Source organism: Streptomyces sp. NPDC029152, assembly GCF_055564355.1.
The window spans coordinates 366709-384625 of the sequence record NZ_JBVHWR010000001.1 but is presented as its reverse complement, the minus strand read 5'-3'; the positions used below and the strand labels follow the sequence as shown (position 1 = coordinate 384625).

Sequence of the window (17917 nt, the reverse complement as noted above, 5' to 3'; positions counted from 1 at the left end):
TCGACAAATCCACCCGGGCTGATCCGTACGCTCTCGTCGATAAGCCGCACTTCGGTCACCGATGCCAGGACGCCCGCGTCACGCCACCGCGACGGGTTCCGGCCGCTGTTCACCGTTCGCGGGCGGCGACTCCACCGGTGGCGTCTCCCAGTTGGGCTCCGGCCGCGGCGGAGAGGCGGCCGGCTCGGCCCTGTTGGTGCGCCGGAACGCCGCCGTCCCGCGCGAGAGGTCGTGCCCGATCGCCACCGCGTCGATGTCCGCGGAGGTCCGGTTCTGCCCCTCGCGCACGTCCGTGCGCACCTTCAACCGGCCGTGCACGACGACGGGCTCACCCACCGCCAGCGACGCCGACGCGTTGGTGGCGAGCTGCCGGTTGGCCCACACCGTGAAGAAGTTGGTGTGCCCGTCCGTCCACGCGTTCTTCTCGCGGTCCCAGTAGCGTGCGGTGACCGCCAGCCGGAACCGCGCCGACGGCCCGCTCGCCAGCTCCCGGTACACCGGCTGCGTCGCCACGTTGCCCACGGCACAGATCATGGTCTCGTTCATCGCGAGTCCCTCCCTCCACGCGTACGGGCCCGGCCCGTACGGCTGCTGCGTCTGCCTGCCGGCGACCGCTTCCGCCGCGATCGCCGCGAGGCCAGACTGCCTCCGCCCGGGCCGGGCCCGCAGAGCGCTGTGGACCCTCCCCCGCCTGTGGAGAACCCCGCCGCCCGAACGGGTGAGGGCCCCGCCGGCCTCCGCCCGCTACCTCGCCCGGGTCCCCACCCCCGCCCCCGTGCCGATTCCCGTCCCGGCCCCGGTCCCCACGCCCGGTCCCGCGACACGTCCGTACTGCTCCCGTACCTCCCGGTACCGCAGCAGCTCCGCCGCCAGCGGATCGAGCACCCGGGCCCGGCCGCACCCCGCGGCCGCCTCGCGCAGCCTGCGCTCCGCCTCGTACCCGTAACGCCGCGCCGGTCCGCGCGCCGCCATGCGGCAGCTCCACTCGATGACCGGGCCGCCGATGATGCCGGACACCATCAGCAGCACCGGAACGCCCAGGTTCGGCGACATGAGGCCGATGATCTGGCCGAGCAGCCACAGGCCGCCCACCACCTGGAGGAGGGTCATGGACGCCTGGGCCAGCACGGCCACCGGCCACCACCCGGGCCGCGGCGGGCGCCCCGTCGGCAGACCCTGCCGCGCCGCCAGCTCGTCGAGCGCCTCGGGCAGCCCCTGCGCACCGCGGACGGCCGCCTCGCGCACCGCCTGCGCCCACGGCGCCGGCAGCCCGGCCGACGCCTGGTGGGACACCGTGCGCACCGCCTGCTCGACGCGCTGGCGGGCCGTGGCCTCCTCGTCCGCCTGGGCGCGCAGCGGCAGCCGCCCCGTGGAGGACACGCGCCGGTCAAGGTACCAGTGCCACAGCCGCAGCCAGGGCGTGCCGCAGGCGCGATTGGCGTTGCGCAGCCAGGAGCGTTCGGCCGCGTCACCCGCCGCGGTGGCGCCCACCGCGTCGGCGAGCCGGTCCGCGAACTCCTCCCGGGCCTCCTCGCTGAGCCCGGTGCGCCGCCCCGCGACGTACACGGGCCGCAGGCGCCGGGCGGCGGCGTCCACGTCGGCCGCGATGCGGCGCGCCGGCGCCTGCCGTTCGACGACGAACTGACCGAGCGTCTCGCGCAGTTCGCCCATGCCCTCCCCGGTGAGCGCGGACAGTGCGAGCACGGCCGCGCCGGGTTCGCCGTGCTCCCCCAGGGCGATGCCGTCCTCGTCGAGCAGGCGCCGCAGGTCGTCGACGACCTGTTCGGCGGCCTCCCCGGGCAGGCGGTCGACCTGGTTGAGGACGACGAAGGTGACCTCCGCGTGGCCCGCCATCGGCCGCAGATAGCGTTCGTGGAGCATGGCGTCGGCGTACTTCTCGGGGTCGACGACCCAGATGACGGCGTCGACGAGCCCCAGGATGCGGTCCACCTGTTCCCGGTGCCGCACGACCGCCGAGTCGTGGTCGGGCAGGTCGATCAGGACCAGTCCGCGCAGCGGCGAGTCGGCGTCCGGGGGCTGGAGCGGACGGCGGCGCAGCCGGCCGGGGATGCCGAGCCGGTCCAGCAGGCTGGCCGCGCCGTCGCTCCAACTGCACGCGATGGGTGCGGCGGTGGTCGGCCGGCGGACGCCCGTCTCGGAGATCGTCACCCCGGCGAGCGCGTTGAACAGCTGCGACTTGCCGCTGCCGGTCGCGCCGGCGATGGCGACGACGGTGTGCTGCCCGGAGAGCCTGCGCCGCGCGGCGGCCTCGTCGAGGACCCGTCCCGCCTCGGCCAGCGTCCCGCCGTCGAGCCGGGCACGGGAGAGCCCCACCAGTTCGCGCAGCGCGTCCAGCCGCGACCTGAGGTGCCCGTCGTAGGCCAGCGGCATCAGGGGCGGGGAGCTCGCCGGCCTGCTCGGCACGGCGGTGAACCGTTCCGGGCCGCCGTTCTCGTCCACCCGACGCGCGATGAGCCCGTCGCCCCAGGCCTCCTCGTCCCGGGTCCCGGATTCGGCCGCCGGGCCGCCCCGGGCGCCGTCCGTTCGCTGCTTGCGGTCCGTACGCCGAGGGGTGCCGTCGTCCGCCACGCGCGCGTGGGAGCGGGACTCGCGTGCGCGCTCACCGTCACCGCGCGCCTCACGCTCCCTCCCCCCGCTCCGCGCGCGCCCGTCCTCGCCCCTCCCCGCGCGCTCGCCCTCGGCAAGCCCCGCGCGCTCGCTCCCGCCCCCTGCCTCGCGCTCGCGCTCGTCGTCGCGGGCGCGTCCGCCCCGGCCCGCGTCCGCGGCGGCGCGGTCCTCCCCGGCGCGCCTCTCGCCGGGGCCCGCCCCGTGTGCGCGCTCCTCGGCTTCGCGTTTCCCGCCGAGGCCGCTTGGGGAATCCGCCTCCTCCGTGTGGTCGGTGTGCTCGGTGGGGTCCTGGTCAGTGACGGCGGTCACCGGTCACCTCTCCTTCTGCAGTACGGACAGCGCGGCGATGAGCTCGGCCTGCGGCTCGGGGTGGACCTCCAGCGCGTCCAGCGGAGCGAGCCGGCGCTCGCGCTCCGTGTGCATGACGCGGTCCATGTGGGCGGCGAGCAGTCGTCCGCCCCGGTCGCGCAGCCGCAGCGCGCCATGGGCGCCGAGGCGTTCGGCGAGCCCCTCCCCGGCGCTGCGCGCCCGCCTGCCGCCGAGCAGCGCGGTGGCGCCGAGGGCGGCGACCGTCTCCGGGTCCGGTGCCAGGCTCCGGTCGAGCCGCCGCACCTCCTCCTCGGCGTACTCCTCCAGCTCCCGCCGCCACCGCCGTACGGCCACCCCGATGCGGTGCTCGGCGCCCTCGGACGAGGACGCGCGGACCGCGAGTTCCGGGGCGTCCGCCGCGGGCTCGCGCCGCCAGGCCTCGTCGACGTGTTCGTCGGCGGCGGTGACGGCGCACAGCAGCAGCGCGCCGAGGCTCTCCACCAGCGAGTCGAGGAGTTCGCCGGGAGTGCAGTCGAGCGGGAAGGACCGCCACCGCTTCAGGGCGTCGCCGGCGAGTACGGCCCCCGCCTGCAACCGCCCCCGCACGCGCGCGTGCTCGGCGTCGTACGCCCCGTCGACGGCGGCGGTGAGGCGCAGCGCCGCGGCGTACTGCGCGGCGGTGGCACTGGCCAGCTCGGGCATCCGGGCCTTGAGGGAGTCCAGGACGCCGTAGGCCGTACGGGCCATGGCGTCGTGCCGGGCCGCGAGGTCCTGGGCCCGGTGGACGAGCCAGGCCCGCAGCGGCGCCACGGCGGTGGCCGGCAGCAGCCCGCCGCCCCAGGCCGACTCGGGCAGTTCGGGGACGGTGAAACGGGGGACGTCGCCGAGCCCGGCCTTGGTGAGCAGCGCCGCGTACTGCCGTGACACCTCGGCCACCACCTGGTGGGGCACCCGGTCGAGCACGGTGACCAGCGTGGCGTCGTACTCCTTGGCGGTGCGCAGCAGTTGCCAGGGGACGGCGTCGGCGTACCGGGCGGCGGTGGTGACCATCACCCAGATGTCGGCGGCGCAGATCAGCTCCGCGGCCAGGACGCGGTTGTCGGCGACGAGGGAGTCGACGTCGGGCGCGTCGAGGAGGGCGAGACCGGGCGGCAGGGTGTCCGCGGTCTCGACGCGCAGCACGCGCGCGGGGTTCTCGCCGGGCAGGAGCAGGTCGTCGTCCGGGGAGCGGTGGGGCGCCCATACGCGCGTGAGGTCGGGCAGCACGCGCATCCCGCTGAACCAGTGGTGGTCCTCCGGGTGGCACACCAGCACCGGGGTCCGGGTGGTGGGCCGCAGGACGCCCGCCTCGCTGACCCGCCGGCCCACGAGCGAGTTCACCAGTGTGGACTTCCCGGCGCCGGTGGAGCCTCCCACGACGGCCAGCAACGGCGCTTCGGGATCTCTCAGCCGGGGCACCAGGTAGTCGTCGAGCTGGGCGAGCAGTTCGTCGCGGTTGGCACGCGCGCGGGGAGCCCCCGCGAGGGGCAGCGGGAACCGTGCGGCCGCGACACGGTCGCGCAGGGCGGAAAGTGCGTCGAGCAGCTGAGGCCGTACGTCCAAGGTCACCACATGGGAAGAATGCCCAATTTTAGGGGAATTCTGAAGCATATGAGCATGTCTGCGCGCCGACCGGACATTGCGGACGGAAGGGACTACTGGGGCGCGAGGGCAGTCCAGGCATAACGAGTGCACAACACCCGATGCGTGAGACGTCAAAAGCGATGCACGATTCGCACCTGCCTGCGATTATCGGGACCGCTTCACCGAACCTCCACATCGAGCCACGGAGGCGAAGCGTCAGGGACACGGAACCGGGAGCCCTATCCTTGTCCCCGGCAACGTCGCGGATCGGCCCACCCGGCCCCCACGACCGAGGTCACCACACCAGGCCCCCGTAGCTCAGTGGATAGAGCAGGCGCCTTCTAAGCGCTTGGCCGCAGGTTCGAGTCCTGCCGGGGGCGCCCAGCAAGTACGCCGGGTGTCCGCGCCCCGGCGGTCCCGTCGGCAGAGTGTCCGGCACGATCCGTCACCGTAGGGTGACCTGGCGTGCAACACCCGGTCGGGATCGCCCACAATTGAGTGATTACCTCGGCATTGATGAGGCGCTGGTAATGATGGGACGGTTCGCCACTCTTCCGTCCTCACCGGAGCCGTCCATGCGCACTGCCGTCACCAACGCCCAGGAACCCACGACAGGGTGGTCCGGTCCCGTTGCTGCTGCACCGGGGCAGGTGGAGGAACGGAGCCTCGTTCTCGACGGTTTCGCGTACCACTGCCGCATCGTCCGCCAAAGCGCGCCGCAGACGGTCCCGTTGGTGCTGCTCGGGGGGTCCTCGCAGAACAGGTACTCGTGGCAGGGCCACGAGAAGTGGCTGGCGCCGCTGTGCACGTTGGTCACCGTGGACCTTCCCGGTTACGGCACTTCCGACTTCCTGCCCGCCGAGTACGGCATCGACTTCCTCGCCGCCGCGGTCAAGCACATGCTGGTGGAGATCGACATGCCGGAGGTCAACCTCTTCGGCGGCTGCTTCGGGGAGGTCGTCGGGCTCCGCTTCGCCCAGCTCCACCCCGGGTTCGTCCGTCGCATCGTCTTCTGCGGTGCGGCCAAGCGCCTTCCCGACCTCTACACCGAGGCCGTCCCGCGCCTGTCGGACGCACTCGAACGCGGAGAGATCGAGAAGGCCGCCGAAGGGCTGGTACAGCTGTTCATGTCGAATCCCGGCGCCGGGCAGGTGCGCAAGCACGCGGCCGTCGCGCGTCTTCTCCAGCGGCAGTTCATCAGCCAGACGCCGGACGAGGTCAAGAAGGCCGTCGAGCACAACACGAGGTTGGTGACGCACGGCTGCTACCGGCCCCTGCCGGTCCCCGACGTGCCGTCCCTGGTGTTCACCGGAGAGCACGACACCCTGTGCACCCCGCAGATGGGCCGCGAGCTCGCCGCGATCATGCCCGGAGCGCGCTTCACCACCATCAAGGAAGCCGACCACCTGGTCACCGTCGAGCGCAGGGAGGAGTCGGCGGATCTGATCGGCCGGTTCTGCACCGACCGGCCCATCGACGGACTGCCGTACTGCACCCCCGTGGAGTGACCTGGCGTCGACCCCTGGGGGCGGCCGGCGATGCCGGATCGCCCCCCTGATGCTGCGCCCCCACCACCGCCGAAGGCGCCTGCCCCGGCCCTCGCGTTCGTCCGGATAGCCGGAACGGGCAGGAGCAGTTCCTCCTCCGCGAGCCCACGACAGAACGCCAGATGGCCGACCCCGGGTGAACGGGTCCGGCCATCTGGCATGCGGGGCAGCCGACGCCCCTGACGCTGCGGCGGGAGCCAGGTGCAGATCAGCGGAAGGACGGCTGCGTCGAGTGGGCGCAAGTGCCTCAGTCGGATCAGGGGTGCTTGATGGAGCAGTCCACGACGCCGTTGCCCTTGACCGCGCAGTCTTCGCGCGTGATCACGATGTGCGCCTGACCGTCGTCGGTCGTGTACTGGTACTCGCGCTTCTGCCCGCAGTGGCCGTCGCTGGCCTTCTCGTCGCAGACGGGGACGTTGACTCCGTGGGCCTGGGCGGTACCGAGCCCCATCAGTACGGAGCCCCCCAGGACTCCCGCCACCACTGCGATCTTCTTGAACTTCTGCATCCGCCTCGTCCTTTGCGGTAGTCCCCCCAGGCGCTGTGCTTCTCGAACCATGCGGCCACTGCCCGTGTGCCCTTGAAGATATGTCACGAGATCAACGCTCGGGATAGTGAAAAAATGTCAGGGAGAGGTCCCGGGACTCGCGTCCCGGGACCTGTCCGCAGTCGTCTACAGGCGTCAGCCCGTGAAGCCCTTGACCGAGCAGTCGACGCGCGAGCCCGGGTCGTTGCTCTGGTTGCCGTGGTCACCCTCGTTACCGAAGGTCAGGAGGCCGCCAACGACGTCGTTGATGACGTTGACGTTGCCGATGAGCTGGTTGTTGTCAGAGGAGACGTTGCAGCCGCCACCCTTGACATCGAAGCTCGCGCCCTCGCCGGCCACCGCGGTGCCGGCGCCGATGGCGCCGACCGTGCCGAGCATCGCGACGACGACAGCAGCCTTCTGGATCTTGCGCATTACCTCTCCGTTTCTCTGATGAGCAACACGGTCCGTGTTTGACCGGTCACTGTTAGTGCTTACTTTAGAGGACGTTCCAGACTTTTGGCGAATGAAGCGCCCATCGTCGTAAATTTCTCGTGAAAGCCCGCTCTGTGGTGCTGTTACGCAGGAGTCGGGCAGAGCACCCGGCGTGTCGCAGCGGTTGCTCGAGCCCGTGGGATCCCTCCTGCATCGCCGCCATCACGCGTACCGGTAGATCCGGGCGACGTCCTCGAGCTCGTCCGGTGTCACGTCCCAGGGCGGCAGCTTCTGGTGGCGGGCGACGACCCGGCCGTGCTGCGCCTCGCCGGAGCCCGGCGGTGTCGCCGGGAGGTAGCGGGCCCCGCCGTGCCGGCGCTGCCAGCGGTACCACTGCAGGTCGACGAAGGCGTGGTGCAGCCAGAAGACGGGGTCGTTGACGGAGGCGGCGCCGAGCATGGTGCCGCCGACCCAGCGGTGCACCCTGTTGTGGTTGCGCCAGGAGGCGCTGCCCCGGCCGGTGCCCCAGCCCTCCAGCTTGTTGCGGAAGCCCCGCGTAACCGTCGAGTCCCAGGGGGACACGTCGTACACGGCGTCCTTCAGCGCCCACTCCAGCTCGTTCTTCGTGGGCAGGTCGATCGGGCCGCGGCTGCGGCCGAGGTCCCGGGTGAGGAACTCCGTGTCGGTCACACCCTCCCTGAGGGGCCAGTTCCCCGCCCGGTGGGCGAACGGGCCTGTGGTCACCTGCCGGTCGGAGGGGCGTCCGTTGCCGCCGAGGAGGTCGGCCGTCCACGGTGCGGAGGTGGCCGTGCGATCGCGTGTCCAGTCCCAGTAGGGGATGGTCACCGAGGAGTCCACCCGTCGCAGAGCGCCCTCCAGATCGAGCAGGAGGCGGCGGTGCCAGGGCAGGAAGGACGGCGCCATGTGCGCGGCGCGCAGTCCGCTCTCGCCGTCGGGGGAGAAGTACGCGAGGTGCATGCGCACGAACTCGTCGTACTCGCCCCGCCGCTTGAGTGCGAGCAGGGCCTTGACGAACCGGCTCTTCTCCGCCCGCGTGAGGGTGCCGGCGTCCTTACGCACGTACACCATGGCGGCCTCCCCCGTGCGGGTGTCCCTCGTCCGGCCCGGTCGCGGCGCGCAGCCGTTCGCCGGGGCCGAGTTCGTCGATCGCGGCGCGGGCCGCCTCGAGGGGTGTCGGGTACGAGCAGTAGTGGTCGACCATGCTCAGCCAGGTGCCGTCGGCGCGCCGCATCAGAGGGAGGGGGCGGCCGTCCACGGTGACGTGCCACCGGCCGTCTCCGGCCGAGCCCCGCACGGGCCTCCACACGCCGCGGATGTGGCGGCCGCAGTAGGTCTGGGCGAAGCCGGTGCCGTCCGGGAGGCCGACGGGCCCGGTCCGGGAGCGTGGCGGCGATGCCGCGGCGACCATCGAGGTCAGGGCCGCGGCGAGCACGGCCCCGCGCACACCGCGCGCCAGGTCCCTCCGTGTTCTGCCCGCCGGTCCGGGCGCTCCGTCCTCGGTGTTCGCAGGTACGCCGCCGGTGCTGATGGCCATGGTCCACTCCTCGTCCGTTCGGTTGTCTGCAGCCGTAACCGTCGGACGTTCCGCGCGGTCACCGCCGCGGGGCTGGAACGGTGAAGCCGTACGGAAAAGGGCGACCCCCGGTGAAATCGGGGGCCGCCCTTTCCCGGGGCGTGGTCTCAGCCCTGCATCGGCAGACCGCGGTGCAGCGACCCGGGGTTCGCCAGCACGTTGCCGGCGTTCTGCATCTTGCGGAGCGGCGAGTCCGCGTTCTCGGCGTCGAGCAGGGCCGCCGGGTCGTCCACCGGCGTGTCGAGGAGGCGCACGCTCCCGAACGGCTTGGCCGGGCTGTCGGTGATGCTGTGGGGCATCGGCTCGGCGGCGAACGCGGGGGCGGCGGCGCCGGAGGCGATCAGGGACCCGACGACGACGGCGGCGGCCTTCAGGGACTTCATCGTGTTCCTTTCTTCGGCAACGCGGGTCGCCGGAGTGGGGTTGCTGTCGCCGTGTCCAACGAGTCCGGGGCGGAGCGGAACCGGGGATGCCGGAGATCGGCAAGTCCTCATATGAGAACTCCGGAAGACCGGTTACCGGGACGGGGGCGTTCCGAGGACTCAGGAGGCCGGCAGCAGCACCGGTGCCGGAGGCGTGAGCGCGGGGAGCGTGACGGGCGGCAGCGAGGGCAGCACCACCGTCGACGGCGACGTGCTGGACGGCGTCGCCGGGGCGGGCAGGGTCGACGCCGTCGGGTCGCTGACGGTGAGCGCGTCGACGAGCTTGCTCACCTCGGCCAGCAGCTGGTCGAGCGAGGGCGCCGTCAGGCCGGTGGCGTCCGCGGTGCCCGCGGTGTCCTGGGCGAAGATCGAGTCCAGGAGGTCGTCGACGGCCTTCCGCACGGCGTCCAGCGCGTCGCCGACGAGGTCGGCGCCGGTGGCGGGCACCAGCAGGCTCGCCGCCGGGGCCTGCGTGGCGGCCTTGGTCGCCGCGGCCTTCGCGGCCGCGTCCTCCAGTGCGTCCTTGGCCGCCTCGCCGAGCTCCTTGGCCTCGGCCGGGGGGAGGGCGCGCTTGTCCGACTCGACCGCGGCCGTCAGCAGGTCGGCCACGGGGGCGAGCCCGGCGCCACGGGCGTTGAGGCTGTTGACCTCTCCGAGGAGCGTCTCCGCGGCGGGGAGCGGCGTGTCGTGCGACACCGCGCGGTTGTGCCCGGGTGCGTGACCGGCCGCCGTGGCGACGGGGCCGGTGATGCCGGCCAGGAGGGCGGCGCACAGGGCGCCGAGTGCGATGGGCCGTGCGGACAGGGCACGCATGGGGGTCCTTTCGACGGAGATCGGAGCTTGAAGCCCACCGTCGGTGCGCCCTTGACGGCCCGCAACCGGTGGTACGCCGCCGGGGTCCCGCCGTTCACCCTGCTGCCGAGGCGTCCCTGATGGGGCACTGTGCCGGGCCGCCGCGCCGCCGTCCCCGTCCGGCGGTCCGCGGGCGGCCGTCCGCGGCGGACGCGGACCGGCTCCTGGTCCGCTTCATCCGGTCGGCAACTCCTTCACGTTTCCAACACAGGTCGCACTATGCCCCGAATTTCGGTGAATTCGTCCGCTTGATGACTAGAGTTGCGAAACGCTGACGCACCCCTCCAGGCGGACGTACCGCACCTCGTGCCGCCGTCTGCTCCTCCCCCGTTCCGAAAGGGCACCGACGGTCATGCGCCATTCCCCGGGCCAGCTGCTTCGCCATGCGACGGTGGGCGTGCTCGCCCTCGCCTCGATGTGGGCCTCCGGCGGTTACGCCTCGGCCGCGCCGCCCGCGCCCGAGGCGGACAGCGTCGCGTTCGCCCAGCGGTACACCGCGCTCCAGCACGGCGGCATCGTGCGCGCCGCCAACACCTCCGTCACCTGCCGCGCCCAGGCACCCGCGTGCCCCAGCGCGCAGACGGGCGGATCAGGGGTGAACGGGGACTTCGACATGTACTACGTCGACGTCGACCGCGACCCCAACACCTACAACTCCTCCCGCGCCGAGGTCCGCCTGCCCGCGGGCGCCCGCGTGACGTACGCGCGCCTGTACTGGGGCGGCAACCTGCGCGTGGGCGAGCAGAAGCCGTCGGCGGACAACGGACGCGTGCTGATCGCCGAGCCCGGCGGGGAGTACAAGGAGGTCCTCGCGGACACGGTCGTCGGACACCGCGTGACCGACAGCGCGGACGCCTTCCAGGCCTCGGCGGACGTGACGGGCCTGGTGCGGGACAGCGCGCCGGGCCTGTACACCGTGGCGCAGGTCAACGTGGCCGCCGGCGGTTCCGCGGCCGGCGCGTGGGGCGGCTGGACGCTGGTGGTGGCGTACGAGGACCCGGCGGAACCGCTGCGGTACCTCTCGCTCTGGGACGGCTTCGCCCCGCTGCGGTCCCGCGCGGCCGAACTCCGGCTGAGCGGCCTGGACTTCGCCGCCGGGGCCGGAGGCCGGGTGGGCATGGTCGCGTACAACGGCGACCGCGGCACCACCGGCGACTCGCTCACCCTGGCCACCGGATCCGTCGCCACGCCGCTCGGCGGGCCCGCCGACCCGCGCGGCGACGTCCTGAACTCCACCATCAGCGGGCCCGCCGGGGCCTCCCCGGCCCGGGTGCCGGCGTACGGCAACACCCTCGGTTACGACTCGGACGTCTTCGACGTCCCGGGCGGCATGCCGCGCGCCGGCGACCAGGCGACCGTCCGGCTCGCCTCCGAGCGCGACGCCGCGTGGGCCGGCGTGCTCTTCGCCGCCGTCGACGCCCGGCGGTGAGCACACCGCCACCCGTCCCGAGCACCTTCGTGAGTGAGGAAACCGTGTCCGTGGCCCCGTCGCCCCGCGGCCGTCCGCCGCGGGTCCTGCACCTCACCCAGCCGGTGGACGGCGGGGTCGCGCGCGTCGTGACGGACCTCGTCCGGGCCCAGCTGGCCGACGGCCTGGACGTCGCGGCGGCCTGCCCCGACAGCGTGCTCGCCGACCGGCTGCGGGCGGCGGGCGCGCGCGTCCGGCGCTGGCGGGCGACGCGGTCACCGGGCCCCTCGCTCCTGCGGGAGGTACGAGACCTCGCGCGGGTGATCGACGACGTACGCCCCGACCTGGTGCACGCGCACAGCGCGAAGGCCGGGCTCGCCGGCCGGCTCGCGGTGCGCGGGCGGATCCCGACGGTCTTCCAGCCGCACGCCTGGTCGTTCGAGGCGGTCGGCGGGAGCACCGCGGCCCTCGCGCTCCGGTGGGAGCGGTGGGGGGCGCGCTGGGCCACGCGGACGCTGTGCGTGAGCGAGGCGGAACGCGCGACCGGCGTCCGGGCCGGGATCACCGGCAGGTGGACGGTCGTCCCCAACGGCATCGATCCCGCGCGCTACCGCCCGGCCGCGGCCGGCGCCGTGCGGTCCTGTCTCGCACCGCTCGCCGGCCTGCGCCCGGGGACACCGCTCGCGGTCTGCGTGGGCCGGCTGTGCCCGCAGAAGGGGCAGGACGTCCTGCTGCGCGCGTGGGAGGCCGTCGTGCGCGGGGTGCCCGACGCCCGCCTCGTCCTGGTCGGCGACGGACCGGACCGCGACCGGCTGCGCCGGGAAGCCCCCCGGTCCGTGCTGTTCGCCGGTGCCGTCACCGACACCTCCGTCTGGTACCAGGCCGCCGACCTCGTCGTCCTGCCGTCCCGCTGGGAGGGCATGGCGCTGGCCCCGCTGGAGGCGATGGCCTGCGGTGTGCCGGTGCTGGTCACGGATGTCGACGGTGCCCGCGAGAGCCTGCCGCCCTCCCTCACCGCCCGGTGCGTGGTCCCGCCGGAGAACCCGGGGGCGCTGGCCGCGGCCGTCACCGGACTGCTGCTCGACGCGCCGCTGCGCGAGTCCCTCGGCGCCCGGGGCCGCCGGCACGTGCTGTCCCTCCACGACGTACGACACACCACCGAGGCGGTCGCGGACGTCTACCGCGACCTCCTCGGCCCATGGCCCGCCTCACACGGTGAGCACCCGTTCGGAGCGAACGAGCGCGCCACGGCCCGCGGCGCCGGGCGGGGCCGACCGCTCGGCCCGGGCCGGGGCTCCGAGGCGGACCGGACCACCCAGGACGCCGAGTCCACCGAGCACAGGGAGTCCCTCCACTCGTGACCGCCGAACGTACCGTGTCCTCCCCCGGTGTCACGCCGCGGGACCACGGCCCCTCACCCGTCTCCGTCATGCCGCCGCCCGGCACCGCGACCGGTGTGCGGATCTCCGCCCCCCGGTCCCCGGCGCCTTCGGCCTCACCGCTGCCGCTGCTGCTCGCGGACGGAGGCGCCGCCGTGCTGGGCACGCTGGCGCTCGCCGGCGCCCAGCGCCAGCCGTTGCTGATCACCCTGCTGATCGTCGCGTCCCTGCTGCTGCGCGCCCGCGGCAGCCGGCCGCCGGTGCCGGCCCTGCTGGAGGAGCTGCCCGCCGTGTGCGGCCGCACCGCCGTGGCCTGGCTGGGGACCGCGGCGCTGTGGGCGGCGTACCGGCCGGAGCACGCGTTGTCCGCCGGCACCGTGCTGACGGGCGTCGTCCTTCAGGCGGGGGCGTGCTGCGCGCTGCGCGCGGCCGTGCACGGGCGGCGGCGCGCCGCGCTGCTGCGCCATCCGCACACCGCGCTCGTCGTGGGCCCGCCGGCGACCGCGCAACGCGTGGCCGCGGCCCTGCTGCGCCACCCGCGGTGCGGGGTGCGGCCGGTGGGTGTCGTCGCCGAGCGGCCGGAGGGCGCCGAGGGGATCCCGGTGCTGCGGACCGGCGAGGAGGTCGAGCGGGCGGTCATCCAGAACGGGGTGCGCGCGGTGCTGACCGTCCATCCCTCGGTCCGCGCCGAACAGGCGCCGCTGCTGCGCGCACTGGCCGGGGCGGGCTGCGCGATCTGGGAGCTCGACGCCGACTCCCCGTCGTACACCACGGGGGAACGGCTGGCCGGGTTCGCCTGCCGGCGCCTGGACCCGTCCCCGGTGCGCCGCGACGGCGCGGGCAAGCGGATGCTCGACATCCTCGTGTCGGGCGCGCTGCTGCTGCTGGTCAGCCCGCTGCTGCTGGTGTGCGCGACGGTCCTGCGCCTGAGCGACGGGCCGGGCGTGGTGTTCCGGCAGGAGCGGATCGGCAGGGACGGCAAGCCGTTCACGCTGCTGAAGTTCCGCACCCACCGTCCGGTGAACGAGCACGAGTCGGCGACCCGGTGGAGCGTGGCCGGCGAGATCGAGATGAGCCGCTTCTGCCGGCTGCTGCGGCGCACCTCGCTCGACGAGCTGCTCCAGCTGTGGAACGTGCTGCGCGGCGACATGAGCCTGGTCGGGCCGCGTCCCGAACGCGCCTACTTCGTCGCGCAGTTCAGCGGGGCCTACCCCGGCTACGCGGCCCGCCACCGCATGCGGACCGGCATCACCGGTCTCGCCCAGATCCACGGGCTGCGCGGCGACACCTCGATCGAGGACCGCTGCCGGTTCGACAACGCCTACATCGACGACTGGTCGCTGTGGCGGGACGTCTGCATCCTGCTGCGCACCGCGGCCACGCTGGTCCGCCCGACGGGGAGCTGACCGACGTGAGCCACGCTCTCGCACCTCTGCCGCGCCGGGCCGCCGCGCTCGCACCGGTCCTGCCCCTGGTGGCGGTGCTCGCCCTGCTGGCGCTGCCTCCGGCCGGGCACGGCGCGGGACCCGCCGACGTGGCCTCGGGGCTGGTGGTGGGGTACTGCGTGATCCGTCTGCTGCGGGAGGGACGGCGCCCGCTGTCGCCCGCCGCGGCCCTGGTGCTGGGCCTGCCGGTGGCGGGGATCGCGCTCGCCGCGCTGGGGGCGTCCTCGCCCGAGGCGGGGCTGGCCGGCATGGGCCGCTACCTGCAGGTCTTCGTGCTGGTCCCGGCGGCGGTGCTGTCGCTGCTCCGGGGCCGCTCCGACTTCCGGTTGCTGGCCTGGTCGTTCGTGGGCCTCGCCCTGTGCGAGGGCGCCGTCGGCGTCCACCAGTACGTCACCCGGACCGGCGCCTCCTACCAGGGCGAGGACATCCGGGCGGTCGGCACCTTCGGCGCCCAGGACGTGATGGGCATGGCGTCCGTGGTCTCCCTCGGCCTGGTGTGCGCCGCCGGGATCGCGCTGGGCCGGGCACCGGTGTGGCAGCGGGCCACCGCCACGGGATGCGCGCTGGCGCTGCTCGCCCCGCTCGCGCTGTCCTTCAGCCGGGGCGCCTGGATCGCGACCGTCCTCACGTGCGCCCTGCAACTGGCGCTGACCGGTCTGCGCCGGACCCTGGGGGTGGCCGCCGCCCTGGCCGCCGCGGGGGTGGTCCTGGTGGGCGGGTTCGGCGTCGGCACCGCACAGCTGCAGGAACGGATGGACAGCATCGCGCAGGTCACCGACGCCCCCGACCAGTCCGTCGTCGACCGGTACGCCCTGTGGACGTCGGCGGCCGGCATGTGGCGCGACCACCCGCTGACCGGCGTGGGCCTGAAGAACTTCCCCGAGTACCGCGACGGACACGCCACGCTGGCCCTGTCGTCGGGCAGCGACGTCGAGGGCGCCGGAGCGGAGTACCACCGGCAGGCGCTGCTGTCGCCGCACAACATGTACCTGCTGGTGCTGAGCGAGCAGGGGCTGATCGGGCTGCTCGCCCTCGCCGGGAGCTGGCTGGCGCTGCTGGTGTGCGGGGTGCGCAGGCTGCTGCGCGTGCGCCGCCGGGGGCCGGGGCTCGACTGCGCGCTGGTGGCCTGCGGGCTGCTGGTCTGGATGCTGACCGACTTCCTGTACGGGGACATCGGCGGCCCCTCGACCCTGGTGACCGCCCTGGCCCTGGGGCTCGCGGCGTGGTGGGCGCTGGCCGACGGCGAGCGGCGGGACGCCCTGCCGCACGGTGGGGCACGGGACCGCGTCGAGGAGGCGGTGGCCCGATGACGGTGGTGCCTTCGAAGATCCCCGGGTCCGACGCCGACGAAGCGGCGTCCGTGCCCGCGGCGCGTGCGGCCACCCCGGCACCGGCCGGGTCCGAGCAGGCCCAGGCCTCCCGGAAGTTCCTCGCCCGGGCGACGCTCGTCACGGCCTCGCTGTCCATCGCCGGCTCGCTGCTCGGTCTGGTGCGCGACCAGTCGCTGGCCCGGCTGTTCGGCGCCGGGAGCGACACGGACGCCTTCCTCGTCGCGTGGACCGTGCCGGAACTGGCCGCCACGCTGCTGATCGAGGACGGGCTGGCACTGGTGCTGGTCCCGGCGTTCAGCCTGGCGCTGGCCCGCCGCGCCCGGGGCGCCGCGGGGGACCCGGTGCGGGACCTGGTCGCCGCCACCCTGCCCCGGCTGTGCCTGGCCCTGGCCGCGGTGGCCGCGCTGGTCGCCGCCGCGGCCCCCCTCCTGGTCCAGGCCCTGGCGCCCGGCCTGCCCGACCCCCGCCTCGCCGTCGACTGCACCCGGCTCACGGCGATCAGCCTGCTGGCCTTCGGGCTCGCCGGGTACTGCAGCGCCGCGCTGCGGGCACACCGGCGCTTCTTCGCGCCCGCGGCGATCTACGTCGCCTACAACACCGGCATCATCGCCGCGATGTTCCTGTTCGGCGGCCGGTGGGGCGTGCGTTCCGCCGCGGCCGGCGTCGCGGCGGGCGGCTGCCTGATGGTGGCGGTGCAACTGCCGTCGCTGTGGCGGCAGCTGACGGCGCGCACACCGGCGTCCCGCGCGGCCGAGGCCGGGGCGGAGGCCGGGGAGCGGCCGATGCGTTTCGCCCTGGTCGCCGCCGTGCTCCTGTTCGCCCTGTGCCGCCAGTCGCAGGTACTCGTCGAACGCTTCCTCGCCTCCTCCCTGCCGGCCGGGGCCATCTCGCACCTGAACTACGCGCAGAAGGTGGCCCAGATCCCGATGACGCTGTCGCTGATGGTGGTCACGGTCACCTTCCCCGTGGTGGCGCGGGCCCTCGCGGACGGCGACACCGAGCGGGCCCGCAGCCGGGTGCAGCGGGACCTCGTACTGGCCTCCTGCGTGGTGCTGATGGGCATGAGCGCGGTGATGGCCTGCGCCCCGCAGATGATCGGACTGCTCTTCCAGCGGGGCGCCTTCACCGGGGGCGACACGGTGGCGACGGCGGACGTGATGCGCGTGTACGCCCTCGGACTGCTGGGCCAGACCCTGGTGGGCGCCCTGATCCGCTCCTACTTCTCGGCGGGCCGGCCCCGCTGGTACCCCGTCGGCGTGATGGCCGCGGGCATCGGCGTGACGTCCCTGATCGGCGCCGTGGCGGTGCGTGCCTGGGGCGTGGCGGGGATCGCCGCCGCCAACGCCGTCGGCATCACCGTCACGGCCGCCCTGCTGCTCGCCGGACTGCGCGCGGACCGGTCCGGCGGCCCGCCCGGTGTCACGGTCCGCGTCCGGCAGGTCCTGGCCCAGCTGGGCGGACCCGTGCTCGCGGCGGGCGCCGCCACCGCCGCCGGGGCGTTCGCCGCGAGCCGGTTCGCGTCACCGGCGGGGGGCCTCGCGGCCGGCTGCCTGACCGTGACCGCCGTCTTCGTCCCGCTCGCCTGGGCCTCGGGGGCCTGGGGTTCCACATCCGCCGTGCGTTCCGTGCGCACCGTCACACGAAGGCTCACCCATGGCCGCTTCCGTTGATTCCGTCCGGTCCGCCGGATCCGCCGCCCCGCGCCCGGGCCCGCTGCCCTGGGTGGCGATGTACCACTCGGTGGGCGACTGCTCGGACGACCCGTACCGCATCACGGTCACTCCCGAGCGGCTCGGCGGGCAGCTGGCCTGGCTGCGCCGCCGGGGGCTGCGGGGCGTGTCCGTCGCCGACCTGCTCGCCGCCCGCGCCCGGGGCGGGGGACGGGGCCTGGTCGGGCTCACCTTCGACGACGGGTACGCCGACTTCGTCACCGCCGCCCTGCCGGTGCTGCGCCGGTGGAACTGCGGCGCCACCCTCTTCGTGCTGCCCGGACGGCTCGGCGGCGACAACGCCTGGGACCCGCTGGGCCCGCGCAAGCCGCTGCTGACCGCCGACGGCATCCGGCAGGCGGCCGCGGAGGGCGTGGAGATCGGCTCGCACGGACTGACCCACGTCGACCTCACCCGGGCGGACGAGCTGGAGCTCAAGACCGAGGTCGTCGAGAGCCGCGAGCGGCTGGCGGAGGTGACCGGCGTCCGGCCCGAGGGCTTCTGCTACCCGTACGGCACCGTCGACGCCCGCGCCGTCGAGGCCGTGCGCGACGCCGGATACGCGTACGCCTGCGCCATCGACCCCGGACCGCTGACCGGCCCGCACGCCCTGCCCCGCGTCCACGTCGGCCAGAACGACACGGCCTGGCGGCTGTACCTCAAGCACCGGCTGCACCGGCTGCGCCGGCGTCCCGTGGAAGGCCTGTGA

16 protein-coding genes and 1 tRNA gene are annotated in these 17917 nt (G+C 74.3%); 8 read left to right on the top strand and 9 right to left on the bottom strand.

Annotated elements, in window-relative coordinates; all coding sequences use genetic code 11:
* Positions 1–78: 78 nt before the first annotated feature.
* From ACZ4V6_RS01685 to ACZ4V6_RS01675, 3 genes are all read right to left on the bottom strand, one after another.
* Entirely contained in the window at positions 79–546 is a 468-nt protein-coding gene (locus tag ACZ4V6_RS01685; protein WP_467821759.1) for a single-stranded DNA-binding protein, read from the bottom strand.
* Between the two features lie 198 nt (positions 547–744).
* A complete protein-coding gene (locus ACZ4V6_RS01680) occupies positions 745–2937 on the bottom strand; it encodes a YfjP family GTPase (RefSeq protein ID WP_467821758.1) in 2193 nt (730 codons plus the stop codon).
* A gap of 3 nt (positions 2938–2940) precedes the next feature.
* A complete protein-coding gene (locus tag ACZ4V6_RS01675) occupies positions 2941–4548 on the bottom strand; it encodes a dynamin family protein (RefSeq protein WP_467821757.1) in 1608 nt (535 codons plus the stop codon).
* A 319-nt stretch (positions 4549–4867) separates the two neighbouring features.
* Here ACZ4V6_RS01675 and ACZ4V6_RS01670 point away from each other — a divergent pair.
* Positions 4868–4940 (top strand) — tRNA-Arg (locus ACZ4V6_RS01670).
* A gap of 195 nt (positions 4941–5135) precedes the next feature.
* A complete protein-coding gene (locus ACZ4V6_RS01665; RefSeq protein WP_467821756.1) occupies positions 5136–6068 on the top strand; it encodes an alpha/beta fold hydrolase in 933 nt (310 codons plus the stop codon).
* A 295-nt stretch (positions 6069–6363) separates the two neighbouring features.
* On the opposite strand, the gene ACZ4V6_RS01660 is transcribed toward ACZ4V6_RS01665, so the two are convergent.
* From ACZ4V6_RS01660 to ACZ4V6_RS01635, 6 genes are all read right to left on the bottom strand, one after another.
* Complete coding sequence (locus ACZ4V6_RS01660) at positions 6364–6615, bottom strand: hypothetical protein (protein WP_467821755.1); 252 nt, start codon at positions 6613–6615, stop codon at positions 6364–6366.
* A gap of 174 nt (positions 6616–6789) precedes the next feature.
* Positions 6790–7068 (bottom strand): hypothetical protein, encoded by a 279-nt coding sequence (locus tag ACZ4V6_RS01655; protein ID WP_467821754.1) that lies wholly within the window; start codon positions 7066–7068, stop codon positions 6790–6792.
* A gap of 222 nt (positions 7069–7290) precedes the next feature.
* The gene (locus ACZ4V6_RS01650; RefSeq protein WP_467821753.1) at positions 7291–8157 is read right to left on the bottom strand and encodes a tyrosinase family protein; all 867 of its coding nucleotides are present in this window, start codon (positions 8155–8157) and stop codon (positions 7291–7293) included.
* Positions 8141–8623 carry a tyrosinase family oxidase copper chaperone gene (locus tag ACZ4V6_RS01645; RefSeq protein WP_467821752.1) on the bottom strand — a complete coding sequence of 161 codons (483 nt, stop codon included), beginning with the start codon at positions 8621–8623 and terminating at the stop codon, positions 8141–8143. The genes ACZ4V6_RS01650 and ACZ4V6_RS01645 overlap by 17 nt, the downstream gene beginning before the upstream one ends.
* Before the next feature lie 146 nt (positions 8624–8769).
* Positions 8770–9045 carry a hypothetical protein gene (locus ACZ4V6_RS01640; protein WP_467821751.1) on the bottom strand — a complete coding sequence of 92 codons (276 nt, stop codon included), beginning with the start codon at positions 9043–9045 and terminating at the stop codon, positions 8770–8772.
* Positions 9046–9204: 159 nt separating this feature from the next.
* Positions 9205–9897: a hypothetical protein gene (locus ACZ4V6_RS01635; protein ID WP_467821750.1), complete on the bottom strand. Its 693-nt coding sequence runs from the start codon at positions 9895–9897 to the stop codon at positions 9205–9207.
* Positions 9898–10288: 391 nt separating this feature from the next.
* Between ACZ4V6_RS01635 and ACZ4V6_RS01630 the strand changes: the two genes are divergently transcribed.
* From ACZ4V6_RS01630 to ACZ4V6_RS01605, 6 genes are read left to right on the top strand one after another with little or no spacing between them, the layout of a single operon-like run.
* Positions 10289–11365, top strand: coding sequence for a DUF3344 domain-containing protein (locus ACZ4V6_RS01630; protein ID WP_467821749.1), 1077 nt, complete (start codon positions 10289–10291; stop codon positions 11363–11365).
* Between the two features lie 50 nt (positions 11366–11415).
* Positions 11416–12705: a glycosyltransferase gene (locus tag ACZ4V6_RS01625; protein ID WP_467821748.1), complete on the top strand. Its 1290-nt coding sequence runs from the start codon at positions 11416–11418 to the stop codon at positions 12703–12705.
* Complete coding sequence (locus ACZ4V6_RS01620; protein ID WP_467821747.1) at positions 12702–14129, top strand: sugar transferase; 1428 nt, start codon at positions 12702–12704, stop codon at positions 14127–14129. The genes ACZ4V6_RS01625 and ACZ4V6_RS01620 overlap by 4 nt, the downstream gene beginning before the upstream one ends.
* Before the next feature lie 5 nt (positions 14130–14134).
* Complete coding sequence (locus ACZ4V6_RS01615) at positions 14135–15478, top strand: O-antigen ligase family protein (RefSeq protein WP_467821746.1); 1344 nt, start codon at positions 14135–14137, stop codon at positions 15476–15478.
* Entirely contained in the window at positions 15475–17169 is a 1695-nt protein-coding gene (murJ, locus tag ACZ4V6_RS01610) for a murein biosynthesis integral membrane protein MurJ (protein WP_467821745.1), read from the top strand. The genes ACZ4V6_RS01615 and murJ overlap by 4 nt, the downstream gene beginning before the upstream one ends.
* The gene (locus tag ACZ4V6_RS01605; protein WP_467821744.1) at positions 17153–17917 is read left to right on the top strand and encodes a polysaccharide deacetylase family protein; all 765 of its coding nucleotides are present in this window, start codon (positions 17153–17155) and stop codon (positions 17915–17917) included. The genes murJ and ACZ4V6_RS01605 overlap by 17 nt, the downstream gene beginning before the upstream one ends.

Excerpts from the sequence above, each read along its gene's own strand:
- ACZ4V6_RS01665 (WP_467821756.1), top strand. The coding sequence starts at position 5,136 with ATGCGCACTGCCGTCACCAACGCCCAGGAACCCACGACAGGGTGGTCC.
- ACZ4V6_RS01645 (WP_467821752.1), bottom strand. The coding sequence starts at position 8,623 with ATGGCCATCAGCACCGGCGGCGTACCTGCGAACACCGAGGACGGAGCG.
- ACZ4V6_RS01640 (WP_467821751.1), bottom strand. The coding sequence starts at position 9,045 with ATGAAGTCCCTGAAGGCCGCCGCCGTCGTCGTCGGGTCCCTGATCGCC.
- ACZ4V6_RS01605 (WP_467821744.1), top strand. The coding sequence starts at position 17,153 with ATGGCCGCTTCCGTTGATTCCGTCCGGTCCGCCGGATCCGCCGCCCCG.
- murJ (WP_467821745.1), top strand. The coding sequence starts at position 15,475 with ATGACGGTGGTGCCTTCGAAGATCCCCGGGTCCGACGCCGACGAAGCG.
- ACZ4V6_RS01685 (WP_467821759.1), bottom strand. The coding sequence starts at position 546 with ATGAACGAGACCATGATCTGTGCCGTGGGCAACGTGGCGACGCAGCCG.
- ACZ4V6_RS01660 (WP_467821755.1), bottom strand. The coding sequence starts at position 6,615 with ATGCAGAAGTTCAAGAAGATCGCAGTGGTGGCGGGAGTCCTGGGGGGC.
- ACZ4V6_RS01655 (WP_467821754.1), bottom strand. The coding sequence starts at position 7,068 with ATGCGCAAGATCCAGAAGGCTGCTGTCGTCGTCGCGATGCTCGGCACG.
- ACZ4V6_RS01650 (WP_467821753.1), bottom strand. The coding sequence starts at position 8,157 with ATGGTGTACGTGCGTAAGGACGCCGGCACCCTCACGCGGGCGGAGAAG.
- ACZ4V6_RS01635 (WP_467821750.1), bottom strand. The coding sequence starts at position 9,897 with ATGCGTGCCCTGTCCGCACGGCCCATCGCACTCGGCGCCCTGTGCGCC.
- ACZ4V6_RS01630 (WP_467821749.1), top strand. The coding sequence starts at position 10,289 with ATGCGCCATTCCCCGGGCCAGCTGCTTCGCCATGCGACGGTGGGCGTG.